We start from the raw sequence: 22,721 nt of genomic DNA, 5'->3' as shown, positions 1-22,721 counted from the left end.
GGGTGTCCTCGCAGCTAGGGTGTGGTGAACAGAGGCTCTTGACGGGCAGTCGGTACCTGTACCGTAAAGGATAGTGTATCCAGCGTGATGCCCTGATCATCAACAAGGCTGATCTGGTGTATTCCGGGCTGGGGCGTATAAAGCAGGCTGCCGTCTGCCTGGAGCCATTCTACCGGCGCAGCTTCGCCGTCCACCAGCCAGTTCCAGCGCTGATGCATGGGGCGGCTATAAAAGCGTACTTTCTGCCATGCGGCAGGTATATCCGTATTCAGGGTCAGCGTAGCGGGGCCGATAATCTGCGCCAAGCTTCTATCCCCGGCCAGCGTCACCACGCTTTGCTCGGTGCCGGTCAGGAACAATTCACGACGTGGCGGTTCCAGCGGCGGTTCGAAACGCACCATTTGAACGACGATACCGCCAGGCAGCTTTGGCGTTCGGCTGGGTTGGACGGCATTCAGTTTGTTGATTAACGCCTGCCATACCCGTGCGGCGCCGTTTACGTCGGAGACATTGCGCATTGATCTGCCCGGGACATTCCCGACCCATACGCCGACAGTGTATTGATCCGAAAACCCCACGCTCCAGTTGTTGCGCTTATCCTGGCTGAGGCCGGTTTTCACGGCAGCAAAGCCGGACGTCGTCACGGCGCCGTCCAGGCCAGTCTTCATCCAGCGCGCATTGCTGTCTGCCAGGATGTCAGTGACGATGGCTGCAACGGGCGCCGGCATGATCTGGGTCGCACCCGCTACGCCGCCAACGCGGAAGCCCAGCGGCTTGAGTACACCGCCATTGGCTAGCATCCGATAAGCATTGGTCAGAGCGGTCAGTGTGACGGTCGTTGCGCCGGGGGCGTAACTGTCGCGTTGTGGCGGGTTAAGGCCCGGAGAAAATAGCCCAAGCCCCCGCAGGCGATCATAAAAATCCGGCGGGGTGACCAAGGCCAGCGTTCGTATCGCCGGAGCGGGCAACGACGAAGCCAGCGCAGTGCGCAAGGTGACCCAGTTGTCGCTTCCCGTGCTGTCGTTCTGCAATAGCGCCTGATCCGGCGATGGTTCCAGCGCCAGCGGCGAATTATCCAGGAATGACGCCGCAGTCAGCAGGCGTTGCTCGATGGCGAGGCCGTATAAGAATGGCTGGAGAGTGGCGCCGGCCGGTCGCGGCATGGCTGCATAATCCGGGATTTGCGCGCCGGGCGCATTGATGCCGGAATCCGCATAGGCAAGAACTTCGCCGGTCTGGTTGTTGAGGACAATCACAGCACCCGCGTCGACACGGTTGCCTCGAAGTGCTGCCAGCGTGCTTTGCAGGGATTGAATTGCAAAGCGCTGCAGACCTGCATCCAGGCTGACCTGTATCCGTTCGCCGGGAGTGTGCAGAAACATGCGCGCGACGTTGGGAGCCAATTGTTCGCCAAAATCGATATGGGGTGGCATAGCCAGGCTTTTGTATGCCAGTGCGGTGACCGTTGCGCACGACGGACGCGGTATGCTGAGTTGCCGTGCCACGCCGCAGGCGCGTTCCGCCACAATCTCTGCTTTAACATTCGGCCCGCGCAACAGTGCAGCGAGTATGCTGGACTCTGCCTTGTTCAGTTTGGAGGGCTCCTGGCCGAACAGGCCTTGGGCAGCGGCATTGATGCCCGACAGATTGCCGCGAAACGTCACTGTGTTGAGATAGGCATCGAGTATCTGCGCCTTGCTCCAGGTTTTCTCCATACTGCGCGCGGCCTTGATTTGATCCCATTTCTGCGTGTACGTACGCCCGCCGGTGTGGCGATACAGTGCCGGATCGAGCATGCCCACCAGTTGCATGGTGAGTGTGGAAGCGCCGCGATGGGTGTCGTACACCAGGTTTTCCCAGGCGGCGCCGATGAAGGCGCGCCAGTCCACGCCTGAATGCTGATAAAAACGTTTGTCCTCCGACACGATCAGTGCATGCCGCATCGCCGGAGACAGCTCGCGCAACGGCACCCATGGCAAGCGGCGTACTTTGGGGTCGACGTTCAGCGTATCGAGCGGCGCGCCATTACGATCGACCAGCCATGCTTCGGATGGGAGATGCGCGGCTTCGACTTCCCGGAAACTGGGGAGGGTATCGGAAAACGCACTGCCCACGCTGCTCCAGGCAAGTAATAGCCAGAGAAAAAGATGTGCAAACGCTTTGCCGCTCATGAGCATGTCCCTGCTGCCTGTCACTCCGACCTCATCATGCGTTTATTGTTCTCGGTTTTTAAAATATCGGACGATATTTTCAGTGTGTCCTGCTGCGCAGCGCCTGCACGCATTCGCTCACCAGAGCTGGGCCGCGATAAATGAGACCGCTGTAGAGCTGGACCAGGCTCGCGCCGGCAAGGATTTTTTCGCGCGCATCGTGTGCCGAGAGGATGCCGCCTACGCCGATGATGGGTACTTCTCCGGCAAGGGCAGTAGCCAACTTGCCAATCACGCGCGTGGCGGCATCGCGCACCGGTGCCCCGGATAGCCCACCTGCCTCGTTGCCGTGAGGCAGTTTTTCCACGCCGCTGCGAGCCAGGGTGGTATTGGTGGCGATGACGCCGTCTAGCTGGTGCTTGCGCAACAGCTGGGCGATTTCGGCGATCTGTTCATCGTCCAGATCAGGTGCGATTTTTACCGCCAGTGGCACGTACCGGCCATGCTGCTGAGCCAGCCGGGTCTGCCCGGCTTTCAGCTTGCCCAACAGATCGGACAAGGCTGCGCCGGATTGCAGGTCGCGCAGGTTTTTGGTGTTGGGCGAGGAAATATTCACCGCGACGTAGCTGGCATGCGGATATACCGCTTGCAAACAGGCCAGATAATCGTCGGCGGCGCGGGTGATCGGCGTGTCGAAATTCTTGCCGATGTTGATGCCGAGCACGCCGCGGAATTTCGCGGCGCGCACGTTGGCGATGAGCGCATCCACGCCGTCATTGTTAAAGCCCATGCGGTTGATGATGGCCTCGGCTTGCGGCAGCCGGAACAGGCGCGGTTTCGGATTGCCCGGCTGCGGGCGCGGCGTGACCGTGCCGATTTCGATAAAGCCGAAACCGAGCGCGGCGAGTGCGTCGATATAGGCGCCGTTCTTGTCCAGCCCGGCGGCCAATCCCACCGCATTCGGGAAGGTGATGCCCATGCAGGAAACCGGTTCGCCACCCGCAGGCGGCGCAATCAGCCGCGATAAACCGAGGCGGTACGCAGCTTGCAGCGAAGACAGGGTGAGGTGATGGGCAGTTTCGGCGTCGAACCGGAACAGCAGGGGGCGGAGGAGGGTATACATGCGGGCATTTTAACCCGGCATCTCAATTTTCCAGTAATGAGGCAATCAAAGGGCAGCACACGTTGCCCTTCTGGGTCGCGCATTCGGTCACCAGCGTTTGCAGGGTCTGTTCAATCCCGCGCAGGCCTTCCAGGCGCTTTTTCACATCGGCCAATTTCTCGACTGCGATGCTGCGTGCTTCGGTGCAATGAGCGCCATCTTCCAGTTTCAGCAGCGCGCCGACTTCCTCCAGGGTAAAGCCCAGATGCTGTGCGCGTTTGATGAATTTGATGCGCGTCACGTCAATATCAGTGTAGCGCCGGATGCCGCCAAGCGGCTTGGCGGGCGCGGTTAATAAACCCCTGCGTTGATAGTAGCGGATGGTTTCCAGATTGACGCCAGCCTGACGGGCCAGCATCCCGATCGTCATGTCCTGATGATGCATATTCTCTACCTCTTCAAAATCCTGTTGACTCCGTACCATGGTACGGAATTTATCCTGAATTTTCCAACCGTAGTGCGGACTAAAAGTCGCCTGATACGGTGCTTGGGTAGCGCATCGGGATAAATCGTTCCCTCGATTGATAATGAAGGAGAAATCATGTCTCAAGGTAAACAGGCGGGCAGCTGGCCGCTGATTGGCGGCGTGGCTGCCGCCATTGCGGCTTCCCTGTGTTGCGTGGGGCCGCTGGTGCTGGTCATGCTGGGTATTGGCGGTGCGTGGATTGCCAATCTTGCAGTGCTCGAACCTTATCGGCCGTTGTTCCTCGGTGTCGGTATTGTATTCATGGTGCTGGCCTTCCGGAAGATTTATCGCGCTCCCGCCGCGCAGGACTGCACTCCCGGTTCGCTGTGCGCGCTGCCGCAAACCAACCGCGTCTACAAAGTGCTGTTCTGGGTGGTGGTCGTGGTAATGGCGCTTGCCCTGGCTTTCCCGTATATCGCCCCGTTGTTTTATTAATTCAATTCATTCAAGGAGTACTTATGAACGCTCGTCATTTATTGTGTGCCGCTATTTTTGCTGTCTCGGGCCTGTCCATCACGCCGGCGTTTGCCGCGCAGAAGACGGTGACCCTGGACATTCCCGGCATGGATTGCGAAATATGCCCGATTACCGTCAGAACCGCGTTGAAAAAACTGCCTGGAGTGGTTAGCGCGACCGCGACGCCTGAGACAAAAGAGGAAGTGGTCGTCTACGACGACGCGAAAACCAATATCAAACAGATTATCAATGCCACGACGCAGGCAGGTTACCCCTCCACCGTTAAAGGCGCGAAAGCAAAATGACCACGCATGCGCTGCGGGTTACCGGCATGACCTGTGAGCATTGTGCCCGGTCAATAGAAAAACAGCTGGCGGCTGTTCCCGGAGTAAAGCATGCCGAAGTTTCCTATGCGGCAGGCAGTGCTTCGGTTGAGACCACAGCCGAGGTTTCCGCGGCGGCGTTGATCAATGCGATCAAGGCAGGCGGGTACGGTGCCGAATCAGCGGGTGGTGCAGGTGCGACAGCCTCTGCGGCTAACACGTCCGGCCTCCGTGTTGCCATTATCGGCACGGGGTCGGGCGCCTTTGCTGCCGCCATTCGTGCAGTTGAAGAAGGCGCCGTGGTGACGGTCATCGAAGCGGGTGAAATTGGCGGTACCTGCGTCAATGTCGGCTGCGTGCCGTCCAAAATCATGATCCGTGCTGCGCATATCGCCCACCTGCAAGCTGACAATCCGTTCGATGGGCTGAAAAAGCAGCCGCCAGTCGTGGATCGCAAGGCGCTGGTGGCACAGCAACAAGCACGCGTGGAGGAGTTGCGTCACGCCAAGTACGAAAGCATCCTGGAATCGAATCCCGGCATTACGCTGGAACAAGGTTTTGCGCGCTTCAAGAACGCTCATACCCTGGTGGTGAAAAAGGCGGACGGCAGCGAAAAAGAACTGACCGTGGATCGCATCCTGATCGCCACCGGTCGTTCGCCTGCCATTCCGGACACGCCGGGTCTGGGCGATACGCCTTATTGGACCTCGACGGCGGCGCTGGTTGCGGAGGCGTTGCCGCAGCACCTGATCGTGTATGGTGGTTCGGTGGTTGCGCTGGAGCTGGCGCAAGCCTTTCTGCGTCTGGGTTCCAGGGTCACGCTGATTGCACGCAGCCAGTTATTGTCGAAGGAAGACCCCGCGCTCGGTACAGAGTTGAAGACCATACTGGAAGGCGAGGGTATGCGCATTTTGACCGACACCGAGGTACAAAATGTGCGTTTCGACGGCACACTTTTCCAGGTGAATATCGGCTCCGAAACGCTTGACGGCGACCGCTTGCTGGTCGCCACCGGGCGCAAGCCCAATACCGATGGTCTGAACCTGGATGGCGCCGGGGTGAAAACCGACGCCAGCGGCGCGGTCATCATCGACGGCCACATGCGCACCTCGGTGCCGCATATCTATGCGGCGGGCGATTGCACCAATCAGCCGCAGTTCGTGTATGTAGCGGCTGCTGCCGGTACGCGCGCCGCAATCAACATGACCGGCGGCGATGCCGCGCTGGATTTGTCCGCGATGCCCGCTGTCGTGTTTACCGACCCGCAGGTGGCAACCGTGGGATTGAACGAAGCGCAAGCTGCCGCACTCGGCATCGAAACCAAAAGCCGCACCCTCGGCCTGGATAATGTGCCGCGTGCCCTGGCCAACTTCGATACGCGCGGATTCATCAAGCTGGTTGCGGAACAAGGCTCGGGACGCTTGCTGGGCGCGCAGGTGCTGGCGGCGGAAGGTGGGGAAATCATCCAGACGGCGGTGCTTGCCATCCGCAACCGGATGACGGTCGAGGAACTGGCGGGGCAATTATTCCCTTATCTCACCATGGTTGAAGGCCTGAAACTTTGCGCACAGACTTTTCACAAGGATGTGAAGCAGTTGTCGTGTTGTGCGGGATAACCCAACGGGCAAAATATTTGTTATCCAATACCAGTATCACGCAAGAGTTAGGACGCCTGCGCCGCGAATTTCCGCTGCAAGCCAGAATCGAGGCTGCACAGATTGCTGCACGCGCTGCCTACAGGATTGTGTTGCAGGCATGGCTGGATAACGGTGCCGCTCCGCAACCTCATATCATCCCGCTGCACTGCCTGAACCAGCTGGTGGAACTGGATGCGCTGGTGGTGACAGAATCCGGCCTGGGTTGTTACCCTTTCAGTGCAGTTGAAACCGGAATAAGCGTTGAATATGGTTCACACCGAGTCAACGCGATCTTACCACCGGCAAAGTGGATACCTTGCCAGACCCGATCATGGACGAAGTGTTGGCGAAACTCGCCCCGACCTTCGAGTGAACAGTGGCACAACGGGATGACGATCCGGAAAGTCTGCCCTATGTTGGATATTGATGATGCCGACTGATTGCCGATGCTGGATTGCTTATACAAGGCCAAACTGGACACTGATTCCAGCGCAAACTGGACAGTAAAATTGTGACGTAGCGCGCGGGCTAACAGTGGCACTCTCGAAGATTTTCTTCGCAGGCCACATGGCGAATTGCAGGTTATCCATGCGCAAGACTACAGAAGCACTGCGGCTGCATCACGAATGTAACCGCTCCCATCGAGAGATTGCCAACGCCATCGGCGCCTCGCCGACCCTGTCAGCCAGTATCTGCGCTGTGCCAGTGAGGCCGGAATCGGCTATCCGCTGCCAGACGGCCTGGATGAGACCTCCCTTGAGTACCGCCTCTTCCCGCCGGTGCTATCAGCAGATGTCGTCCGCTCAGAACCAGACTGGATATTGGTGCTAAGCCTTGCTGGTGTAGGTTGCCTCTAACCCGAATTGGGCATTAAAATCAGAACGCTTACTGTCGAACGGACGTCACAAAGGAGATGCCTAACATGTTCATTAAACAAATTGCCGTAGTTGGTGCAGTCTTGGTGTTGGGCAGCTACTTGGCCGCCTCTGACGACGCGCTCGCCGTAGGTCTGGGCAAGCATGGCCAGCGACCTTCGTACAAGGTTAAAAACGGCGCGCTAAATCCAGCCGGTTCGCAAAACAGACCGCCCTCAAAATACTTTTCGCCTACCTCCAGTTTTAAGGCCCACAACGGTAACAACACTGACTTCAGCGCCAGCGGCCCCTATGTCGGTCTGAAGTATATCGGAAATCAATAGCCGACCAAGCCGCAGCTACGACCAGACCGTTCCGCGGCCGCCCTCGCCGGGCATGCTACGTGACTGGTGCGTGCGTCATTCCCTGGTCAGACCAGCCCATTTTGGAGGAGCATTACTGGCTTTGACATTCGCCCATAATACCCTGTGCGTTCTGTAAGTTTGGGCGGCGGGGGATTGTTATGCGACGATTAATTGCTGGTGCAGCGGTGGCGGCTGCGTGCGGAGGCGGTGCAGGTCAGGTACTAGTTCCGATGTGCCGGTCAAGGCCATTGTGCAGTCGATTGATCAGTTGTGGAACATCAGCTACAACACCGAAGTTCGCCATTTCAACTGGCAGAACATCCGAGGCTTTCCCACCAATGCGATACCACTGAACGGCACCGGTCATTCTGTTTAAGCGGGTCGTCATGCAGCAGATATTCTGTGTGAGAGAAACGATTTTATCAATTGAGCCGGTTGATATCTGGGTGATTGCTGCTGTAATGAGTGGGCAAATGTAAATATATGGAATGGAGAAGGAGCGATGCAATTGGTCATTGGCAATAAAAATCATTCTTCCTGATCGCTCCGGCCTTAGTTGTTGCTGCATCAGGCAGGGATCCCGTTTGAGGAGATTCGTGTGCCGCTGTATCAAGCAGGAACCAAATCTCAGCTTGCACGATATTCGACTTGGACGCGTGTTCCAATTCTTATCGATGGTCCGGTAACGGTATGGGAATCACTGGCGATCTGCGAGTACCTCGCTGAACGTCATGCGGATAAGAATCTGTGGCCTACTGATATCCGGGCGCGCGCAATGGTGCGCTCTGTCAGTGCCGAAATGCATGCCGGTTTCAGTACGCTGCGCCACGAGTTGTCTATGGATTGCCGCGCCTATCATCCCGGCTTTCCGGTAAGTGCTGGGGCACGCAATGACCTGGATCGTATTGAGGCGCTCTGGAGCGAGTGCCGGGCTCAATTTGCATCCGCCGGCCCGTTTCTTTTCGGCACGTTCTCGGTGGCGGATGCTATGTATGCACCGATTGCACTCAGGGTCCGAACTTATGATGTCAATGTAAAGCCTGAATCAGCGGACTATGTGTCCGCGTTCCTTGCACTCCCTGCGATGCAGGCCTGGATAGATAGTGCTCGCGACGAGCCGGAGCGTCTGCCTCAGTTTGAGCGTTTGCCTGTGTAAGACTGCAAGCGCATATCCCTGGCTACAGACCGAAATTTCCTCATATTTTTTATTGGTTATACAGCTGATGATAGCCGGATAGTAGACACGCAGAAGGCTGAATACCGGTTGCAGAAGTTGCAATGATCGAATGCATTTTTTGGTTTTCACCAAGGCAATGCGGAATCAATTGTGAGAATGGGCGGTTTGAGATGTGCATCTCATTTGAAGCCCCGCTACGTATTGTAGCGGGGGGTATTTGGATGCCGGTCAGAGCTGCTCAGGCGGTGCGGATGGATGAATGTAGGCCCAGCCTTGCGCTTCGCGTATGGTGATCTCGCCCATGCCGGAAGGGACGATGCTGATGAACGGGTAGAGGTCGTTGCGATCGACGTGCAGTTCTTTCAGCGTATTGGCGCATTGCGCCAGGATCACGCCTTCCGCCTGCAAATGCTTGAGCTTGTCCTCGAAGCCGTTGTTCTTGACGTACACGTCGAAGCCCTTGCTGTTGGCAATCAGTTCCACGTGCAGTTTTCCGGCAAGGCGCGGGTCGTGCAGGATGTTTTCGATATTGTTCAGGGTTTTTTTGATGGCCGGCACGCCGCCTGCATCGAGATGAAAGATCACATTGTACTGACCCTTGTTGGGCATCGCTCCCTGATAATCCCCCGAGGTTCCGGCGGCTGCGCTGAGCGGCAGGCAAGCGGCCAATAATGCTGTGGCCGCAGTGAATCCAATTTTTTGTGAAGTCATGCTGAGCTTTTTCATGTGTGCCTCCAATATTTTTAGGATTTAAGTTGGTGAGGCGGTGTGTTACTGGTCACCGGCCATACCGTGGCAAGCGGAGGGGTAGTTCGCATGGTCCTGATAAACCGGACTGGTGCATGCGCCTCTCCCCCGATGCGGGAGATAGTGTACAACCGAAATTGCAGGATGTCAGAGGAGGTCAGGCAGAAACCATTCCGGCACGTTAATGCCGCGCCGGAATGGTTGGGGTCAGGCTGTTTATGCCGGCATGCTCAGCGGGTAGAAAATGACCGCTTCAGAACTTGGCGCGAACGACATTCCACAAGTGGCCAAACCAGCCGGCTTTTTCCACCGAGGTCATTGCGACCAGGGGTGTTCGGGCCACTTCCTTACCGCCTTCACTCAAGATCAGGGTGCCAACTTGCTGTCCGCGTTTTAGCGGCAGAGGCATTTGCGCAGGCAGATTCACGCTGGGCTTGAGTTGCGCATAGCGCCCGATAGGCATCGTGACCCAGACGTCGCGGGCGGTTCCGATGGATACCAGGGCGGGACTCGCCTGATTATTGCGCACTGTGCTGATGACTTGACCAGCGCTATACGCGCGCCGCGTTTCGAAGAAGTGATAGCCGAAATCCAGCAATGCCTCGGCGGCATGTGCGCTGCCCATGCGCGAGGAGGATCCGAGCACGACGGCAATCAGATGGCGTCCCTTGCGGACGGCCGTAGCGTCCAGGCAGTAGCCGGCCTCGTCCGTATGGCCGGTTTTCATCCCGGTGACCGTGGGGTCGCTGAATACCAGTGGATTCCAGTTGTTCTGGGTGACGTGGTTATAGGTGAAAGTCTTTTCACCGAAATAATGCAGGTACTGCGGATACTGACGGATGATGGCTTCGGTCAGTATGCCGATGTCGCGCGCGCTCACTTTGTGGGTGGGCGTGGGCAGCCCGTCCACATTGTCGAAATGGGTGTTGGTCATGCCCAATTGGCGTGCCGTGGCGTTCATCATCTGCACGAAACTGTCGGTATTGCCGGCGATGGTTTCAGCCAGCGCCACCGCCGCGTCGTTACCGGAAACCACCACCATGCCCTGAATGACCTGCTCGACGGTTGCCGGCAGATTGGGTTGCAGGAACATGGTCGAGCCGCCGGCTTTCCAGGCAGCCACGCTGACCGGGACGGTCTGGTCGAGCTTAAGGCTGCCGCGCGCAACTGCCTGGAACGTCAGATAGGTTGTCATCAGCTTGGTCAGGCTGGCAGGAGGCACCTTCTGGTCGGCTTCGCGTGCAGCCAGCACCTGGCCGGAAACCGGATCAATCAGCACGTAATTGCGAGCGTCCACGTTGGGTGCGTCAGGAATGGCTGGCAGAGGAACGGCGACAGCGCTGGCCTCGAATACGGCAGCCAGCAATAGCATGCCGAGGGCACGCGACGGGAAGGATAACGGCATGTACAACTCCTTGAGGGTGGTCAAGCCTGGGGCTTGGAAGGATAAGATTTTATAAAATATGGGCGAGGGCACCGCGGTAAGATGCGGTGCGCCATGAGGAGTTCCCTGCGTATTATGGTACCTGCTTTGCAGGACAGGAGCCATTTCAGTTGAGGGCGGAACCAGGACACTCTGCCGTTGGCTTCTTCCAAGTCGAGCACCTTGCGTATTCATTTCCTCTCAAGTAGCTACAAATTCATGTGCTTGCTCCTTCGTGAATAATGGTGTATATACACATATATGACTGACGAAAAATCTCCTTTCCATGCCTGTCGCAGTTGTGCCTGTTCGGCACTGCGCCGAGCAAGTCGCGCCGTGACCCAGCACTACGAAGCAAGTTTTCGTGGTACCGGCCTGCGTGCAACCCAGTTCACGCTGCTTGCGACTCTGGCCCAAACCGGTCCTCTGCCACTGAGCGCACTGGCAACAATGCTGGGGCTTGAGCGCACCACGCTGACCAGAAATTTGGGCCCGCTGGAAAAAAAAGGCTATGTCAGCAGCGTGGCCGATGATGATCAACGCGTCCGGCGCATCGCTATTACGAAAAAAGGGGAGGCCGCCGCCCTGGCGGCTCTGGATGCGTGGAAACAGGCGCAATCCACAGTTGGAGAGGTGCTTGATCGCGCGGGTATCCAAGACTTGAATGTCTCTCGTTGCGGATAATTTTTTGTTCAACAATGTGTATATACACGGAGGTGTGCTATGGAATTCGATCTGCTTGCTTCAATTGAACTGACTGCCAGCGCCGCCCTTGCGGTTTCGGTTTTAGCTGTTGGATTCGGCGAAGATATCCGGGGGCGCCTGCGCATCGCCGGCGGACTCACTTTATGGTTCGTGCTGGTAACAATCATGGCGATCACCGAAGTGCTGACTTACCAGCACGGTGTAGGTGCGCCGGGTCTTGGCGTTGCGGTGATACTTCCGATTGTGATTCTCAGCGTTGGCGTGCTTCGCTCGCCGTCCTTGCGCCGGGCGTTGCAAACCATTCCTCTATACATGCTCATCGGTGTGCACGCCATCCGCGTCCTGGGCGTCACATTCTTGATCCTTTATGCAGCAGGCCGCTTGCCGGCGCCCTTTGCGCCGGTCGCCGGCTGGGGCGATGTCATGGTCGGTCTTGCCGCGGGACCGGTCGCATGGCTGGTGTACAAACATGGTGCAGCCGTGCGCCCGACGGTTCTGGTCTGGAATATCCTGGGACTACTCGATCTGGCCGCGGCTATTGGCCTCGGAGCGGTCTCTTCGCCGGGGCCCTTGCAGCTGATATTTACGGAACCGGGGTCAGCCATCATGACCACGCTTCCCTGGCTGCTGATACCTGGGTTCCTGGTTCCTCTGCTGGCATCGACTCATCTTGCCGTGTTTTATCGCCTGAACCGAAGCGAATCGTTTGCTGATCAAGGAAAAATGTTACTGAACGTACGGCACCCGATGCGAGATAACTGAAAACCAAATAAAAGCCGCTTAGTTGCGAGAGGTTTTTACTCGTGACCTGAATGCGGAAGCGGACCGCCCTTAAAACAGGGTGGTCGCTGAGAGAATGATGTACCGGGGGGCTGCAAAAACGCTTGCTCAGTGCTTGGCCGTCCTGCGCAGGCGTGACATCAGGCGCCGCGCCAGTTCGCCAAACAGCTCGGTCTGGGTCGGATGCGGATGTATCGCCTGGGCGACCTGTTTCAGGGTCATGCCGGCGGACACCATCATCACTGCTTCGCCAATCAGCGTGTCGGTGTGTTCGGCCAGGAAATGCACGCCGATGATCTTCTGTGTGGCTTTGTCTGCCACCAGTTTGATCATGCCGTGGGTCTCGCCGCTGATCATCGCCTTGGCATCGATGCTCATCGGCATCTTGGCTTCCACCGCGTCGACGCCCTTGGCTTTGGCTTGCGCCACGGACAGGCCGACAAAACCGGCCTGCGGACGGCTGAAGGTGACGCCGCAGTCCAGATCCTGGTTGTACACGTGATCTTCGCCCAGCAGGTTGCTGGCCGCCACGCGCCCCTGGGTGGCGGCGGTGTGAGCCAGCATGTAGCCGCCCACCACGTCGCCCACCGCGTAAATGTGCGGCACGCTGGTGCGGCCACGGGTATCGACCTTGATCGCCGCACCATCCAGTTGCACGCCTGCGGCTTCCAGATTGAGCTTGCTGGTGTCGGGGCGCTTGCCGGTAGCCATCAGTACATAATCGCAATCGAAGCTGGCGGTTTTGCCCTCGGCGTCGGCGTAGTCGAGTTTCATTTTGCCAGGTGTACCGGCAATGCTGCCGATTTTGGCGCTGGTGACAACGCTGAATTCCTGCTTGAGGAGCTCGGTGAGCTGCTTGGCGATTTCTTCTTCGACTTCGGCAAGAATGCGGTCCCTGGCTTCCAGCATCAGAATCTCGGTGCCGAAATCGCGGAAAATCTGCGCCATTTCCACGCCGATGACGCCGCCGCCTACGATGGCCATTTTCTTTGGCGGGGCAGGCAGGTTCCAGATGGTGTCGGAAGTAATCACGCCGCCGCCGGTCAGGCCTTCCAGCGCGCCCGGGATGGGCGGCACGAACGGCGGCGCGCCCGGCGCAATCACTGCAGCGCCGAAGCGCAGGGTGTAGGCTTCGCCTCCGGCTGGCTGCACCTTGATGGTGTGATCATCGACAAAGGAGGCAAAGCCTTCGCGTACGTCAATTTTGACGCCCTTGTCGGTTTTCAGCGCCAGTTCGCCGCGGGTTTGCAGGATGCCCTTGCGGCGTGTTTCCAGTGTTGCCCAGTCAAGCTTGGGGGTATTGGTACCGGTGATGCCTTTTTCCGCGTCGTGGGCGCGGTCGCGCATCAGGTCGGCATTGTGGCGCCAGGCCTTGGACGGAATGCAACCGCGCCACAGGCACTCGCCGCCAGGCAGCGGGGCGTTGTTGATCATTGCCGCCTTGACGCCATGCTCGACCAGGTCGCGTGCGCAGTCTTCGCCGCCGGGACCGCCGCCGATGACGATGACCGGAAAGTCCCAGTCGCCTTCGGGAATCGGGTTGGTGGCGGTTGCTTCCAGCCAGCTTTCCGGGTTTTCGATAATTTTCTTCAAATCAGCCAGGTAGGCGGCGACGTGCGCGCCGTTCACCACGCGATGATCGCCGGTGATGTTCACCGGCATGCCGTCCGGCCCGGTAGCGGCGATGGCCATGATGGCGGCGATGCCGGGAGTGGGGATGGCGGTGAAGTGGGTGACGCCGAACATGCCCATGTTGGAGATGGTGAAAGTCGGGCTGGCGTATTCATTGGGCGACAGCTTGCGGGCGCGGGCGCGCGGCATCAGGTCGCTCCACTCGGCCTGCAGTTGCTCCAGGGATTTCTGTTCGATGTTGTGCAGGATCGGCACTACCAGCCCGCCACCATCGGCAGCGACGGCAACGCCGAAATCGTGGTTGCTGCGCTCGACGATTTTGTCCACCGGCTGGTAGCAATTGTTCAGCATCGGGTGCTTCAGCATGGCCACGGAACAGGCTTTGGCGATGGCTACCGTCACCGAAACCTTGCGCGCCTTGGCGGCAGCGATGAGTTTCTCGGGTTTGATGTTGAAGGTGACATCGAAGGTGGGCAGCGTCAGCGCCGCCGTCATCGCGTGCGACACGGCCTTTTCCATCGAGGACATGGGGCGGCCAGTGCCGGGCACTTCGACCTGCGGCAGGGAGTGGGCGACTTGCGCCATGCTCGGGCGGGCGCGCGCCACGTCCTGGGCGACAATCACGCCGGCCGGACCGGAACCGGCCAGCTGGCTCAAATCAACACCGATTTCGCCTGCCAACTTGCGTGCGTAGGGGCTGGCCTGACGACCGGCCGGACGGGCCACCGGTTTGGCACCTGGTTGGGTCACTGCGGGAGTGGCTGCTGGCGTGGATTTGGCCGCCGCGGCGTAGATCGGAGTCTTGTCTTTCTGGTGATGGCTTTCGATCACCTTGTGTTCGGCGGAAACGGTGACTTCGGTATTGTTCACCTGAGCGGCGTCGCTGACGATGAAGGCCATCGGATGCGCCACTTCCACCGTGCTGCCCACGCCTGCCAGCGGGCCAGACAGAAAACCTTCCTGGAACACTTCCACATCCATGATGGCCTTGTCGGTTTCCACTGTAGCCACGATGTCGCCGCGTTTGAGGGCGGCGCCGATGGCTTTTTCCCAGGTCACCACGATGCCTTCGGTCATGGTGTCGGACAGCTGTGGCATGACAATCGGCATGCCGGCCTGGTGCGGGATCATCTCGGTGGCCGCCTGTTCGGTGACAACCTCGCCTTCACCAATGGCGAGATCGCCCAGGGTATCGGTGATATAGCCCAGTGCGCCGCTGACAGTAACAGTGGCGCCGACTTCCGCCAACGGGCCGGCCAGATAACCGGCTTTGAATACTTCCACGTCCATGATGGCTTTGTCGGTTTCGACAGTGGCGACAATATCGCCGCGCTCGACTTTGTCGCCGACCTGTTTCTCCCAAGTCACCACAACCCCTTCGGTCATGGTGTCGGACAACTGCGGCATGGTAATGACGTAATGTGATGACATTGCTTTTTCCTCTAGCCTGTAACGTTGCAGCCCGTAGCCAAAAAGCTGTGCGGCCAGTGGCCGCACAGAACTCTGCTAGCGGTGATCTGCCACCGGCGGTTTCATTTGCCGAGCATCTTCAAAACTGCCGAAATCACGTCTTCATGGTCGGGAATGGCGGCTTTTTCCAGCTTGTGGTTATAGGGTTGCGGCACGAGTGCGGAATGTACGCGCACCGGTGCAGCATCGAGTTCGAAGAAGCATTCCTCGTTGATGATGGCGATCACTTCGGAGCCGACACCTACCGGGGCTTCGTCTTCTTCGGCGATGATCGCACGATGGGTTTTGCATACCGATTTTTTGATGCCGGCGCGATCCAGCGGGGAGAGCGAATACAGGTCCACCACTTCGGCGGAGATACCATATTGCTTGTCCAGAATTTCGGCGGCCTTGAGACACCAGTGTACCGAGATGTTATAGCCGAACAGGGTGACATCGTTGCCGGAGCGACTGATTTCAGAGCCTTCCAGCGGATGGAAATATTCTTCGTCCGGCACTTCGCCTTTCATGTTGTACATGAGCTCATGCTCGTTGATGAAGACAGGATCATCGCTGCGCACGGCGGACTTCAACAAGCCGTAGGCCTGTTTGGGATTGGATGGGGTGACCACGCGCAGGCCGGCGATGCCCATGAATACCTTTTCCATGCGCGCCGAATGCTGGGCGCCCAGTTGATGCGCGGCACCACCCGCGGCACGGAACACGCTGGGGGAGGTGAGCTGGCCGCCGGACATATAGCGTACTTTGGCTGCGGAGTTGAACATCTGGTCCATGGCCAGCCAGGCAAAGTTCACCGACATGATTTCGATGATGGGGCGGATGCCAAGGAATGATGCGCCGATACCCAGACCGGTGTAGCCGCCTTCGGAGATGGGGGTATCCATCACGCGCAACGGGCCATATTTTTCATACAGCCCTTTGGTGGCCTTGTAGGTGCCGCCGGCCACGCCTATATCTTCACCCATACAGATGACCAGCGGGTCACGCGCCATTTCTTCATCGTGGGCGCGCTGCAGCGCTTCCCAGTACATTATTTCAGCCATGTCGATCTTCCTTAATTCTCGAATCTTTTGTTGCCTCGGAAGGCACAGAATCCACAGAGTGGTTTTTAGAGGCGCAGCAGGAGTTTTTCCCGGTGGCCTTTGTGATCCCTGCGGCTATCGCATTTATGCGAAAACGTATTTTTCCAGGTCTGCCACATCCGGTTCCGGCGATTCCTCGGCGAACTTGATCACTTCGTTTTCGATATAGGCGTCAGTGTCTTTTTCCATGGCGTTATAGTCGTCCATGGTCAGCGCGCCGGCGTCAATCAGGCGATCACGCAGGATGTTGATGGGGTCGCGCTGTTTCCATTGTTCTTCTTCTTCGCGCGTGCGGTAGCCGCGTGAATCGGACATCGAGTGGCCGCGATAACGGTAGGTCATCAACTCAAGGAAATACGGCCCCTTGCGGCTGCGCACATAATCCACGGCTTTGCGCGCGTGTTCATATACGACGTCGATATCCTGTCCGTCGCACTGAGCCGATTCGATGCCATAGCCGCATACGCGTTTGAACTGGTCGAGCACGGCGGTGGAGCGGTCAATCGAGGTGCCGATACCATATTGGTTGTTTTCACACACGAACAACACCGGCAGTTTCCATAATGCGGCCATGTTCAGGGTTTCGTGGAACACCCCCTGGTTATTGGCGGCGTCACCCAGAAAGCAGATGGAAATTTCGTCGCCGCCTTTCATCTGAATGCCTTTGGCAATGCCGGCAGCAAGGGGGAACGGACCGCCAACCAGGGCGTAACCGCCCATGAAGCGATGCGCCACATCAAAGATGTGCATGGAGCCGCCGCGTCCTTTGGAGGAACCGGTTTCCTTGCCGTACAGCTCGGCCATGACGGCCTTGGGGTCGGAACCGCATTTGATGGCGTGGATATGATCGCGGTAGCCGGTGATGACATAATCGTGTCCGGGGCGGGCCGCTTCCATCACGCCGTTGCAGCAGGCTTCCTGACCGGGGTAGAGGTGCAGAAAGCCACCGATTTTGCGTTCGATATAGGCCTGATAGCAGCGCTCTTCAAAGCGGCGGTGCAACACCATTTCGCGCAGCACGCGCTTTTTATCTTCCAGTTTCATGTATTTCTTCCTTGCAAGAGCTTGAGCCCGGACTGATTTTAGGTAATACAAACTCTGCTATGATCGGTTAAAACACCCTATCCGGTCAAGCCAAAACCCAACGTCAAGGTTGAATATGCTCGCAAAACTTATTGAAAATAAAAAACAAATTCCTATAACGCAAATGGATAAAGCCAGTCATATTTTGATGGTTTTGCCGAAAACCGCCGCCTTGCCCCCAGACGGCGACCTGCCGGGTCTGACGCAACTCGCTGCCGCACTGCGGAGACGAGACAAAAAACCAGCTGAATTGGCGAAAACGCCAGTCGCTGTGGAAACGGCACATGGCGGCTTGATCGTGTGGGTCATGCTGGATACCAAACAGCCCGCATTCAGCCAGCACACCGTACTGCGCCAGGCCTTGCATATCCTTCTGGACGAATCACCCAGGGAAATCAGTCTGGCGATCAGCGGCGATGAGGATTTTCGCGCTCAAGCTGCGGCTGCTGCGGTGTATGTGGTGTGGATCAACGGCGCAGCGCTGCCCAGCCTGAAAAGCAAGGATAGGCCCAAACCGCTGCAAACTTTGCACCTGTTTGGCTATAGTTCTACCGATGGTTTTGCCGCGCAGCGCGCGGTGGCGGAAGGCAATACCCTGTGTCGCAGTCTCACGGTCACGCCACCCAACCAGCTCACCCCCGGCATCTACCGGGAACGGGTGCGCGAGCTGGCCAAAGACAATGGCTGGAAGCATATCGAATACGACATGAAAAAACTGCGCAAACTCGGCGCCGGCGCGTTCGTCGCGGTGGCGCAAGGGTCGGATCCGGAGGACGCTGCCATTGTGCATCTGCGCCGTCGTCATCCCAAAACCAGATTAACCGTCGCGCTGGTGGGTAAGGGCATCTGCTTCGATACCGGCGGGCACAACCTCAAGCCCGCCCGACATATGCAGGGCATGCACGAGGACATGAACGGTTCGGCGGTGGCGCTGGGCATTCTGGTGGCGGCCACGCGTCTGGATTTGCCGGTGAACATCGATTGCTGGCTGGCGATCGCGCAAAATCACATCAGCGCGAAAGCCTATAAGCAGAACGACGTGGTCACTGCGCTCAACGGTACCACCATCGAAGTGGTGCACACCGATGCCGAAGGCCGCATGGTGCTGGCCGATACGCTCGCGCTGGCTGCGCGCGAGAAGCCCAATGCCATCGTCGATTTTGCCACGCTGACCGGCAGCATGGGCGCTGCGCTGGGCGAGCGCTATAGCGGGGTGCTGTCCAACCGCGATGAACTGCTCACGCAAGCGGTTGCGGCGGGCAAAGCCAGCGGTGAGCGCATGTGTGCCTTTCCGATGGATGAAGACTACGAACCCGCGCTGGATTCCGATATTGCCGATATCAAGCAATGTACGCTTGACGGTGATGCCGATCATATTCTTGCAGCGCGTTTCCTTAACCGTTTCGTGGACAAGCGTCCGTGGCTGCATGTGGACTTGTCTTCTAGCAACTGCGATGACGGATTGGGTGCGGTGGACACCGAGGTGACCGGATTTGGCGTGGCCTGGGGAATCAGGCTGCTGGCCGAGTTGCAGGTCAGCAAGTAAGCGTGCCATGTTAAACTCGGCGCTTTGAAATCTGAGCGAGCACGACCATGTCCGGCAGCAGCATAGGCAAGTTATTCAGCGTTACTAACTTCGGAGAATCCCACGGCCCGGCCATAGGCTGCGTGGTGGATGGTTGTCCGCCGGGGATGGAATTGTGCGCCGAGGATATCCAGGCGCAACTGGATCGGCGCAAGCCCGGCACCTCGCGTCACGTCACCCAGCGGCGCGAGTCGGACACGGTGGAAATCCTCTCCGGCATCTTTGAAGGCTACACGACCGGCGCTCCCATTGCATTGTTGATCCGCAACGAAGACCAGCGCAGCAAGGATTACGGCAACATCGCCGACACCTTCCGCCCTGGACACGCCGACTATACCTACTGGCACAAATACGGCATCCGCGATTATCGTGGTGGCGGGCGTTCATCGGCACGGCTCACCGCACCGACGGTGGGTGCCGGTGCCATCGCCAAAAAATGGCTGGCGCAAAAATACGGCATCCAGGTGCGCGGCCACATGTCTGCGCTGGGGCCGATAGATTTGACTTTTAAAAACTGGGCAGCCGTTGGCGAAAATGCTTTCTTCAGTCCTGATCCCGATAGTGTCGCGGCGCTGGAAGCCTACATGGACGAACTGCGCAAATCCGGTGACTCAGTCGGCGCCAAAATCACTGTGGTGGCCGAGAATGTACCGGCAGGTTGGGGCGAGCCGCTCTATGACCGCATCGATGCCGACCTCGCCCATGCCCTGATGGGACTCAATGCCGTCAAAGGTGTGGAAATTGGCGACGGCTTCGAATGCGTGCGTCAGAAAGGCACTGAACATCGCGACGAACTTACCCCGGAAGGTTTCCTGTCCAATCACGCCGGCGGTGTGCTGGGCGGCATCTCCAGTGGGCAGAATATTGTCGCCCATGTCGCCATCAAACCCACTTCATCAATCCGTCTGCCCGGCCGTTCCATTGACAAGCAGGGTAACCCCATCGAGGTTGTCACGCATGGCCGTCATGACCCTTGTGTCGGCATCCGCGCTACACCAATTGCCGAAGCGCTGATGGCGATCGTGCTGATGGATCATGCGTTGAGACACCGTGCCCAGTGCGCGGATGTGGTGATGGAAACACCGCAGATTCCGGGAAATATTCAAACAAAATAGCATCAAGGCGTTCGCGCCTTGCGTACGCGGTGACGCGCAGCAGGATGGGGCTTAGCGTTTCAGGGTTGCGCGGATGTCCTGGAAAAACTGCACATTGTTGCGCCCGACACTTTTGGCGTGGAACATGGTGTGATCCGCCATGCTCATCAGTGTTTCCGAGCTATCTGCATCATCCGGATAAATTGCCAGGCCGATGCTGAGTGTAATCTTGGTCTCAATGCCGTCCAGGTCGATACTTTTAAGGGCTACTTTGCGCATGCGTTCCGCAATTCTGCGGATGTCATGTTCGCTGCTGGCATCGGGCAACAATACAACAAACTCATCGCCTCCCCAGCGCGACAGCGTGTCTATCTCTCTGAGCACGGACTGCAGGCGTTTGCTTAACGTAACGAGTACGATGTCGCCGGCTTTGTGTCCCAAGGTGTCGTTGATATGCTTGAAATAGTCGACGTCGATAAATCCCAATGCGACTTTTTCATTTCCGCGCTGTGCGCGGGCAATGGATTGTTGCAGGTGCTCTTCCAGCAGAATACGGTTGGGCAACTGGGTCAGCGCATCATGCAATGCCATCTGGGTAATGCGCCGCTCCTGTAAATAGCTGGAGGTGATGTCGCGCAGAACGCCGCGCAGTGCGGTGATCTGTCCTTGCAGAGAATGGTGTGCAAGCAAGTGTGCTTCGATCCAGACAGGATCCTGGCCTTGCAAAAGACGAAAACGAACCGCCTCGGAATGTTTCTTGCCGGAGGCCAATAGATGAATAGCTGAAACAAGCGCAGGGCGGTCGTCCTGGTAAACAAAATCAATCAGCGGTTTCCCGAGATGGTCATTGGTGTGTCCGCTGGGCAAATCCAGCAGTTTGTTCCAGGCGCCGCTGAAATTAAGCAGCAGGCCATCAAGAGAGAGATCGATAATGGCTTCTTCGAGCAGATTAAGCGTTTCCAGCATGGACAGGCGCTGTGCTTCTTCTCGCATCAATTCGGTAATGTCGCGTATCAGCGCCACGATGTTTCTGGTTTGGCCTGTTTCTGAAGGCAGCATTTGTAATCTGCCCAGAAAAAAACGATCTGTGCTGTCGATGTTGAGCGTGAATTCAAAGGTTTCACGATTGCTGCCAGCCAGCAATTTCGGTGTGGCTCGCCGGATTGCCTGGGTCATGTCATCGGGCAATGCCTGTTCCAATGTCAAGCCGGCAATGCCCGAAGCCAGACCAATGGAAAAGGAACTGTTATCGGACCACACATTGACGATATGACCATTGAGATCATATTCGATAATCATGTCTTCGGTTGCGCCGACCAATGCCTTCAACCGCTCGCTGCTAGCTTCCAGGTTTTGCTCAGCACGTTTGCGGACCAGTGCGAGCGCGAGACTATTGGTTATCGCGCACAACACACTCACCTCTATGGGCAGCCAGTTGCGCGATTCATTCCGGCTAAAGAGGCCGAGAAAACCTTCCATTTTGTCCTGCATGAGCAATGGTATGCACAATGCGGTATGGATTTGTTGCGTGCCAAAGAGCGTGGCTTCCTCGATCGGTAATTCCGCGATATTTTTGGAAAACACCATGCCCGCATGCAATGTATCGAAAAGCAGCGGGTACTTTTGATAATCGATATCCCGGAACTGCATGAAATCGGATAATTGACTCACTGCTTCGGCAGACGACCACGTGCAGTAAAGTTTGGCGCCTTGTGCGTTTTTTTCGGGCTTGTTCAGGAATAGTGCGCAACAGTCTATTCCAGAGTTTGCGACCAATAGCTGCAGTACTTCAGTCAGGTTTTGTTCGCTGGTTCCTTCCAGCAAAACCTCAGCGACACTGCTGAGCGCTTTGAGGTAACGCTTGTATAACTCTAATTCATCGGCCATGGAACCCCGAAGGGTTCCCGCCGGAGTACTTGCCGCCCGCATGTTTGTCTCGCTCCACTCATAAATTACTGCTTTTTATTATTCACATCTTGTTCAGTGTTTAAAATACAGGTTACATCAATATAACAAAAACATTAAATCAACGTATGCCACCAGGAATTTTATGTACCCAAAAATAAAAATGTAATATGCGGGACCGAGCCATTCTGACCATTCGGTATGTCCGAAGAGGTATACCTTGGACCGGAAGCGGAAAGTGTATGCAGCAGGGACGAAGGTGTTCGCAATTGGACTTGCCAGAAATGTTGATGGTCTTTATAATTCCACGTTTAGCGAAATCAGACAGGAGTTTCATCCATGGCAAATAGCGCACAGGCCAGAAAGCGCGCCAGACAGAATGACAAACAGCGCGCGCGTAATGCCGCTCTGCGTTCCACTTTGCGTACCGCCATCAAGAAAGTTCAAAAAGCTGTGCTGGCAGGTGATAAAGCTGCTGCTCAAACCGTATTCGGCGAGTCGATGAAAGCTATCGACAGCATCGCTGACAAACGAATCATCCACAAGAACAAAGCGTCGCGTCACAAAAGTCGCCTGTCCTCAGCTGTCAAGGCAATGGCCTGAATAGCTTCAACCGCCTGGGAAA

The 22,721-nt window shown here is 57.3% G+C and carries 21 protein-coding genes and 1 pseudogene; 12 read left to right on the top strand and 10 right to left on the bottom strand.

Annotated features, from left to right (window positions below; translation table 11 throughout):
* Positions 1-14: 14 nt before the first annotated feature.
* The 3 genes from EI185_RS01550 to merR all read right to left on the bottom strand — a co-directional run bounded on the left by EI185_RS01550 (position 15) and on the right by merR (position 3,736).
* The gene (locus tag EI185_RS01550; protein ID WP_189836232.1) at positions 15-2,171 is read right to left on the bottom strand and encodes a transglycosylase domain-containing protein; all 2,157 of its coding nucleotides are present in this window, start codon (positions 2,169-2,171) and stop codon (positions 15-17) included.
* A gap of 79 nt (positions 2,172-2,250) precedes the next feature.
* A complete protein-coding gene (locus EI185_RS01545) occupies positions 2,251-3,273 on the bottom strand; it encodes a quinone-dependent dihydroorotate dehydrogenase (RefSeq protein ID WP_124703359.1) in 1,023 nt (340 codons plus the stop codon).
* Positions 3,274-3,295: 22 nt separating this feature from the next.
* Entirely contained in the window at positions 3,296-3,736 is a 441-nt protein-coding gene (merR, locus tag EI185_RS01540; RefSeq protein WP_223247607.1) for a mercury resistance transcriptional regulator MerR, read from the bottom strand.
* Between the two features lie 117 nt (positions 3,737-3,853).
* On the opposite strand from merR, the gene merT reads away from it, so the two are divergent.
* The 6 genes and pseudogenes from merT (at position 3,854) to EI185_RS01515 (ending at position 7,392) form a co-directional block, all read left to right on the top strand.
* Positions 3,854-4,213 (top strand): mercuric ion transporter MerT, encoded by a 360-nt coding sequence (gene merT, locus EI185_RS01535; RefSeq protein WP_124703358.1) that lies wholly within the window; start codon positions 3,854-3,856, stop codon positions 4,211-4,213.
* Positions 4,214-4,236: 23 nt separating this feature from the next.
* Positions 4,237-4,539: a mercury resistance system periplasmic binding protein MerP gene (gene merP / locus EI185_RS01530; RefSeq protein ID WP_124703357.1), complete on the top strand. Its 303-nt coding sequence runs from the start codon at positions 4,237-4,239 to the stop codon at positions 4,537-4,539.
* Positions 4,536-6,173 carry a mercury(II) reductase gene (gene merA / locus EI185_RS01525; RefSeq protein WP_124703356.1) on the top strand — a complete coding sequence of 546 codons (1,638 nt, stop codon included), beginning with the start codon at positions 4,536-4,538 and terminating at the stop codon, positions 6,171-6,173. Before merP ends, merA begins: the two co-directional genes overlap by 4 nt.
* 17 nt (positions 6,174-6,190) lie before the next feature.
* Positions 6,191-6,634 (top strand): hypothetical protein, encoded by a 444-nt coding sequence (locus tag EI185_RS01520; protein WP_124703355.1) that lies wholly within the window; start codon positions 6,191-6,193, stop codon positions 6,632-6,634.
* 127 nt (positions 6,635-6,761) lie between these two features.
* Positions 6,762-7,021, top strand: a pseudogene (locus EI185_RS18105) (IS21 family transposase); the annotation flags it as partial.
* 95 nt (positions 7,022-7,116) lie between these two features.
* Positions 7,117-7,392, top strand: a complete 276-nt coding sequence (locus EI185_RS01515) for a hypothetical protein (RefSeq protein ID WP_189836231.1) — start codon at positions 7,117-7,119, stop codon at positions 7,390-7,392.
* 235 nt (positions 7,393-7,627) lie between these two features.
* On the opposite strand, the gene EI185_RS01510 is transcribed toward EI185_RS01515, so the two are convergent.
* Complete coding sequence (locus EI185_RS01510; RefSeq protein ID WP_189836253.1) at positions 7,628-7,981, bottom strand: hypothetical protein; 354 nt, start codon at positions 7,979-7,981, stop codon at positions 7,628-7,630.
* A 30-nt stretch (positions 7,982-8,011) separates the two neighbouring features.
* Here EI185_RS01510 and EI185_RS01505 point away from each other — a divergent pair, with 30 nt between their 5' ends.
* Positions 8,012-8,569, top strand: a complete 558-nt coding sequence (locus tag EI185_RS01505; protein WP_262982369.1) for a glutathione S-transferase — start codon at positions 8,012-8,014, stop codon at positions 8,567-8,569.
* 249 nt (positions 8,570-8,818) lie between these two features.
* Here EI185_RS01505 and EI185_RS01500 read toward each other — a convergent pair whose 3' ends face one another.
* Complete coding sequence (locus EI185_RS01500; RefSeq protein ID WP_223247605.1) at positions 8,819-9,316, bottom strand: DsrE family protein; 498 nt, start codon at positions 9,314-9,316, stop codon at positions 8,819-8,821.
* Positions 9,317-9,590: 274 nt separating this feature from the next.
* The gene (locus EI185_RS01495; RefSeq protein WP_189836230.1) at positions 9,591-10,742 is read right to left on the bottom strand and encodes a D-alanyl-D-alanine carboxypeptidase family protein; all 1,152 of its coding nucleotides are present in this window, start codon (positions 10,740-10,742) and stop codon (positions 9,591-9,593) included.
* Positions 10,743-11,096: 354 nt separating this feature from the next.
* On the opposite strand from EI185_RS01495, the gene EI185_RS01490 reads away from it, so the two are divergent.
* Both EI185_RS01490 and EI185_RS01485 read left to right on the top strand, forming a co-directional pair.
* A complete protein-coding gene (locus EI185_RS01490; RefSeq protein ID WP_189836229.1) occupies positions 11,097-11,444 on the top strand; it encodes a MarR family winged helix-turn-helix transcriptional regulator in 348 nt (115 codons plus the stop codon).
* A gap of 39 nt (positions 11,445-11,483) precedes the next feature.
* Complete coding sequence (locus EI185_RS01485; RefSeq protein ID WP_189836228.1) at positions 11,484-12,227, top strand: DUF8737 domain-containing protein; 744 nt, start codon at positions 11,484-11,486, stop codon at positions 12,225-12,227.
* Positions 12,228-12,353: 126 nt separating this feature from the next.
* Here EI185_RS01485 and EI185_RS01480 read toward each other — a convergent pair whose 3' ends face one another.
* The 3 genes from EI185_RS01480 to pdhA all read right to left on the bottom strand — a co-directional run bounded on the left by EI185_RS01480 (position 12,354) and on the right by pdhA (position 17,473).
* Positions 12,354-15,308 carry an FAD-dependent oxidoreductase gene (locus tag EI185_RS01480; protein ID WP_124703350.1) on the bottom strand — a complete coding sequence of 985 codons (2,955 nt, stop codon included), beginning with the start codon at positions 15,306-15,308 and terminating at the stop codon, positions 12,354-12,356.
* A gap of 101 nt (positions 15,309-15,409) precedes the next feature.
* The gene (locus EI185_RS01475) at positions 15,410-16,390 is read right to left on the bottom strand and encodes an alpha-ketoacid dehydrogenase subunit beta (RefSeq protein WP_124703349.1); all 981 of its coding nucleotides are present in this window, start codon (positions 16,388-16,390) and stop codon (positions 15,410-15,412) included.
* A gap of 123 nt (positions 16,391-16,513) precedes the next feature.
* Positions 16,514-17,473 (bottom strand): pyruvate dehydrogenase (acetyl-transferring) E1 component subunit alpha, encoded by a 960-nt coding sequence (gene pdhA, locus EI185_RS01470; RefSeq protein WP_124703348.1) that lies wholly within the window; start codon positions 17,471-17,473, stop codon positions 16,514-16,516.
* A 115-nt stretch (positions 17,474-17,588) separates the two neighbouring features.
* Here pdhA and EI185_RS01465 point away from each other — a divergent pair, with 115 nt between their 5' ends.
* Both EI185_RS01465 and aroC read left to right on the top strand, forming a co-directional pair.
* Entirely contained in the window at positions 17,589-19,058 is a 1,470-nt protein-coding gene (locus tag EI185_RS01465; RefSeq protein WP_124703347.1) for a M17 family metallopeptidase, read from the top strand.
* Positions 19,059-19,105: 47 nt separating this feature from the next.
* The gene (aroC, locus tag EI185_RS01460; protein WP_124703346.1) at positions 19,106-20,212 is read left to right on the top strand and encodes a chorismate synthase; all 1,107 of its coding nucleotides are present in this window, start codon (positions 19,106-19,108) and stop codon (positions 20,210-20,212) included.
* A 51-nt stretch (positions 20,213-20,263) separates the two neighbouring features.
* Here the strand turns inward: aroC and EI185_RS01455 are convergent, their stop codons facing one another.
* Positions 20,264-22,078 (bottom strand): diguanylate cyclase domain-containing protein, encoded by a 1,815-nt coding sequence (locus EI185_RS01455; RefSeq protein WP_189836227.1) that lies wholly within the window; start codon positions 22,076-22,078, stop codon positions 20,264-20,266.
* Between the two features lie 357 nt (positions 22,079-22,435).
* Between EI185_RS01455 and rpsT the strand changes: the two genes are divergently transcribed.
* Positions 22,436-22,699 carry a 30S ribosomal protein S20 gene (rpsT, locus tag EI185_RS01450; protein ID WP_124703344.1) on the top strand — a complete coding sequence of 88 codons (264 nt, stop codon included), beginning with the start codon at positions 22,436-22,438 and terminating at the stop codon, positions 22,697-22,699.
* Positions 22,700-22,721: the final 22 nt, after the last annotated feature.

Origin of the sequence: Sulfuriferula multivorans, from assembly GCF_003851125.1 — a bacterium.
Classification (GTDB): Bacteria; Pseudomonadota; Gammaproteobacteria; order Burkholderiales; family Sulfuriferulaceae; genus Sulfuriferula; species Sulfuriferula multivorans.
Note: the sequence above shows the minus strand (reverse complement) of the source record. Positions and strands in the feature narration are given on the sequence as shown.

Excerpts from the sequence above, each read along its gene's own strand:
- EI185_RS01550 (WP_189836232.1), bottom strand. The coding sequence starts at position 2,171 with ATGAGCGGCAAAGCGTTTGCACATCTTTTTCTCTGGCTATTACTTGCC.
- EI185_RS01545 (WP_124703359.1), bottom strand. The coding sequence starts at position 3,273 with ATGTATACCCTCCTCCGCCCCCTGCTGTTCCGGTTCGACGCCGAAACT.
- merR (WP_223247607.1), bottom strand. The coding sequence starts at position 3,736 with ATGGTACGGAGTCAACAGGATTTTGAAGAGGTAGAGAATATGCATCAT.
- merT (WP_124703358.1), top strand. The coding sequence starts at position 3,854 with ATGTCTCAAGGTAAACAGGCGGGCAGCTGGCCGCTGATTGGCGGCGTG.
- merP (WP_124703357.1), top strand. The coding sequence starts at position 4,237 with ATGAACGCTCGTCATTTATTGTGTGCCGCTATTTTTGCTGTCTCGGGC.
- merA (WP_124703356.1), top strand. The coding sequence starts at position 4,536 with ATGACCACGCATGCGCTGCGGGTTACCGGCATGACCTGTGAGCATTGT.
- EI185_RS01515 (WP_189836231.1), top strand. The coding sequence starts at position 7,117 with ATGTTCATTAAACAAATTGCCGTAGTTGGTGCAGTCTTGGTGTTGGGC.
- EI185_RS01510 (WP_189836253.1), bottom strand. The coding sequence starts at position 7,981 with ATGCAGCAACAACTAAGGCCGGAGCGATCAGGAAGAATGATTTTTATT.
- EI185_RS01500 (WP_223247605.1), bottom strand. The coding sequence starts at position 9,316 with ATGAAAAAGCTCAGCATGACTTCACAAAAAATTGGATTCACTGCGGCC.
- EI185_RS01495 (WP_189836230.1), bottom strand. The coding sequence starts at position 10,742 with ATGCCGTTATCCTTCCCGTCGCGTGCCCTCGGCATGCTATTGCTGGCT.
- EI185_RS01485 (WP_189836228.1), top strand. The coding sequence starts at position 11,484 with ATGGAATTCGATCTGCTTGCTTCAATTGAACTGACTGCCAGCGCCGCC.
- EI185_RS01480 (WP_124703350.1), bottom strand. The coding sequence starts at position 15,308 with ATGTCATCACATTACGTCATTACCATGCCGCAGTTGTCCGACACCATG.
- EI185_RS01475 (WP_124703349.1), bottom strand. The coding sequence starts at position 16,390 with ATGGCTGAAATAATGTACTGGGAAGCGCTGCAGCGCGCCCACGATGAA.
- pdhA (WP_124703348.1), bottom strand. The coding sequence starts at position 17,473 with ATGAAACTGGAAGATAAAAAGCGCGTGCTGCGCGAAATGGTGTTGCAC.
- EI185_RS01465 (WP_124703347.1), top strand. The coding sequence starts at position 17,589 with ATGCTCGCAAAACTTATTGAAAATAAAAAACAAATTCCTATAACGCAA.
- aroC (WP_124703346.1), top strand. The coding sequence starts at position 19,106 with ATGTCCGGCAGCAGCATAGGCAAGTTATTCAGCGTTACTAACTTCGGA.
- EI185_RS01455 (WP_189836227.1), bottom strand. The coding sequence starts at position 22,078 with ATGGCCGATGAATTAGAGTTATACAAGCGTTACCTCAAAGCGCTCAGC.
- rpsT (WP_124703344.1), top strand. The coding sequence starts at position 22,436 with ATGGCAAATAGCGCACAGGCCAGAAAGCGCGCCAGACAGAATGACAAA.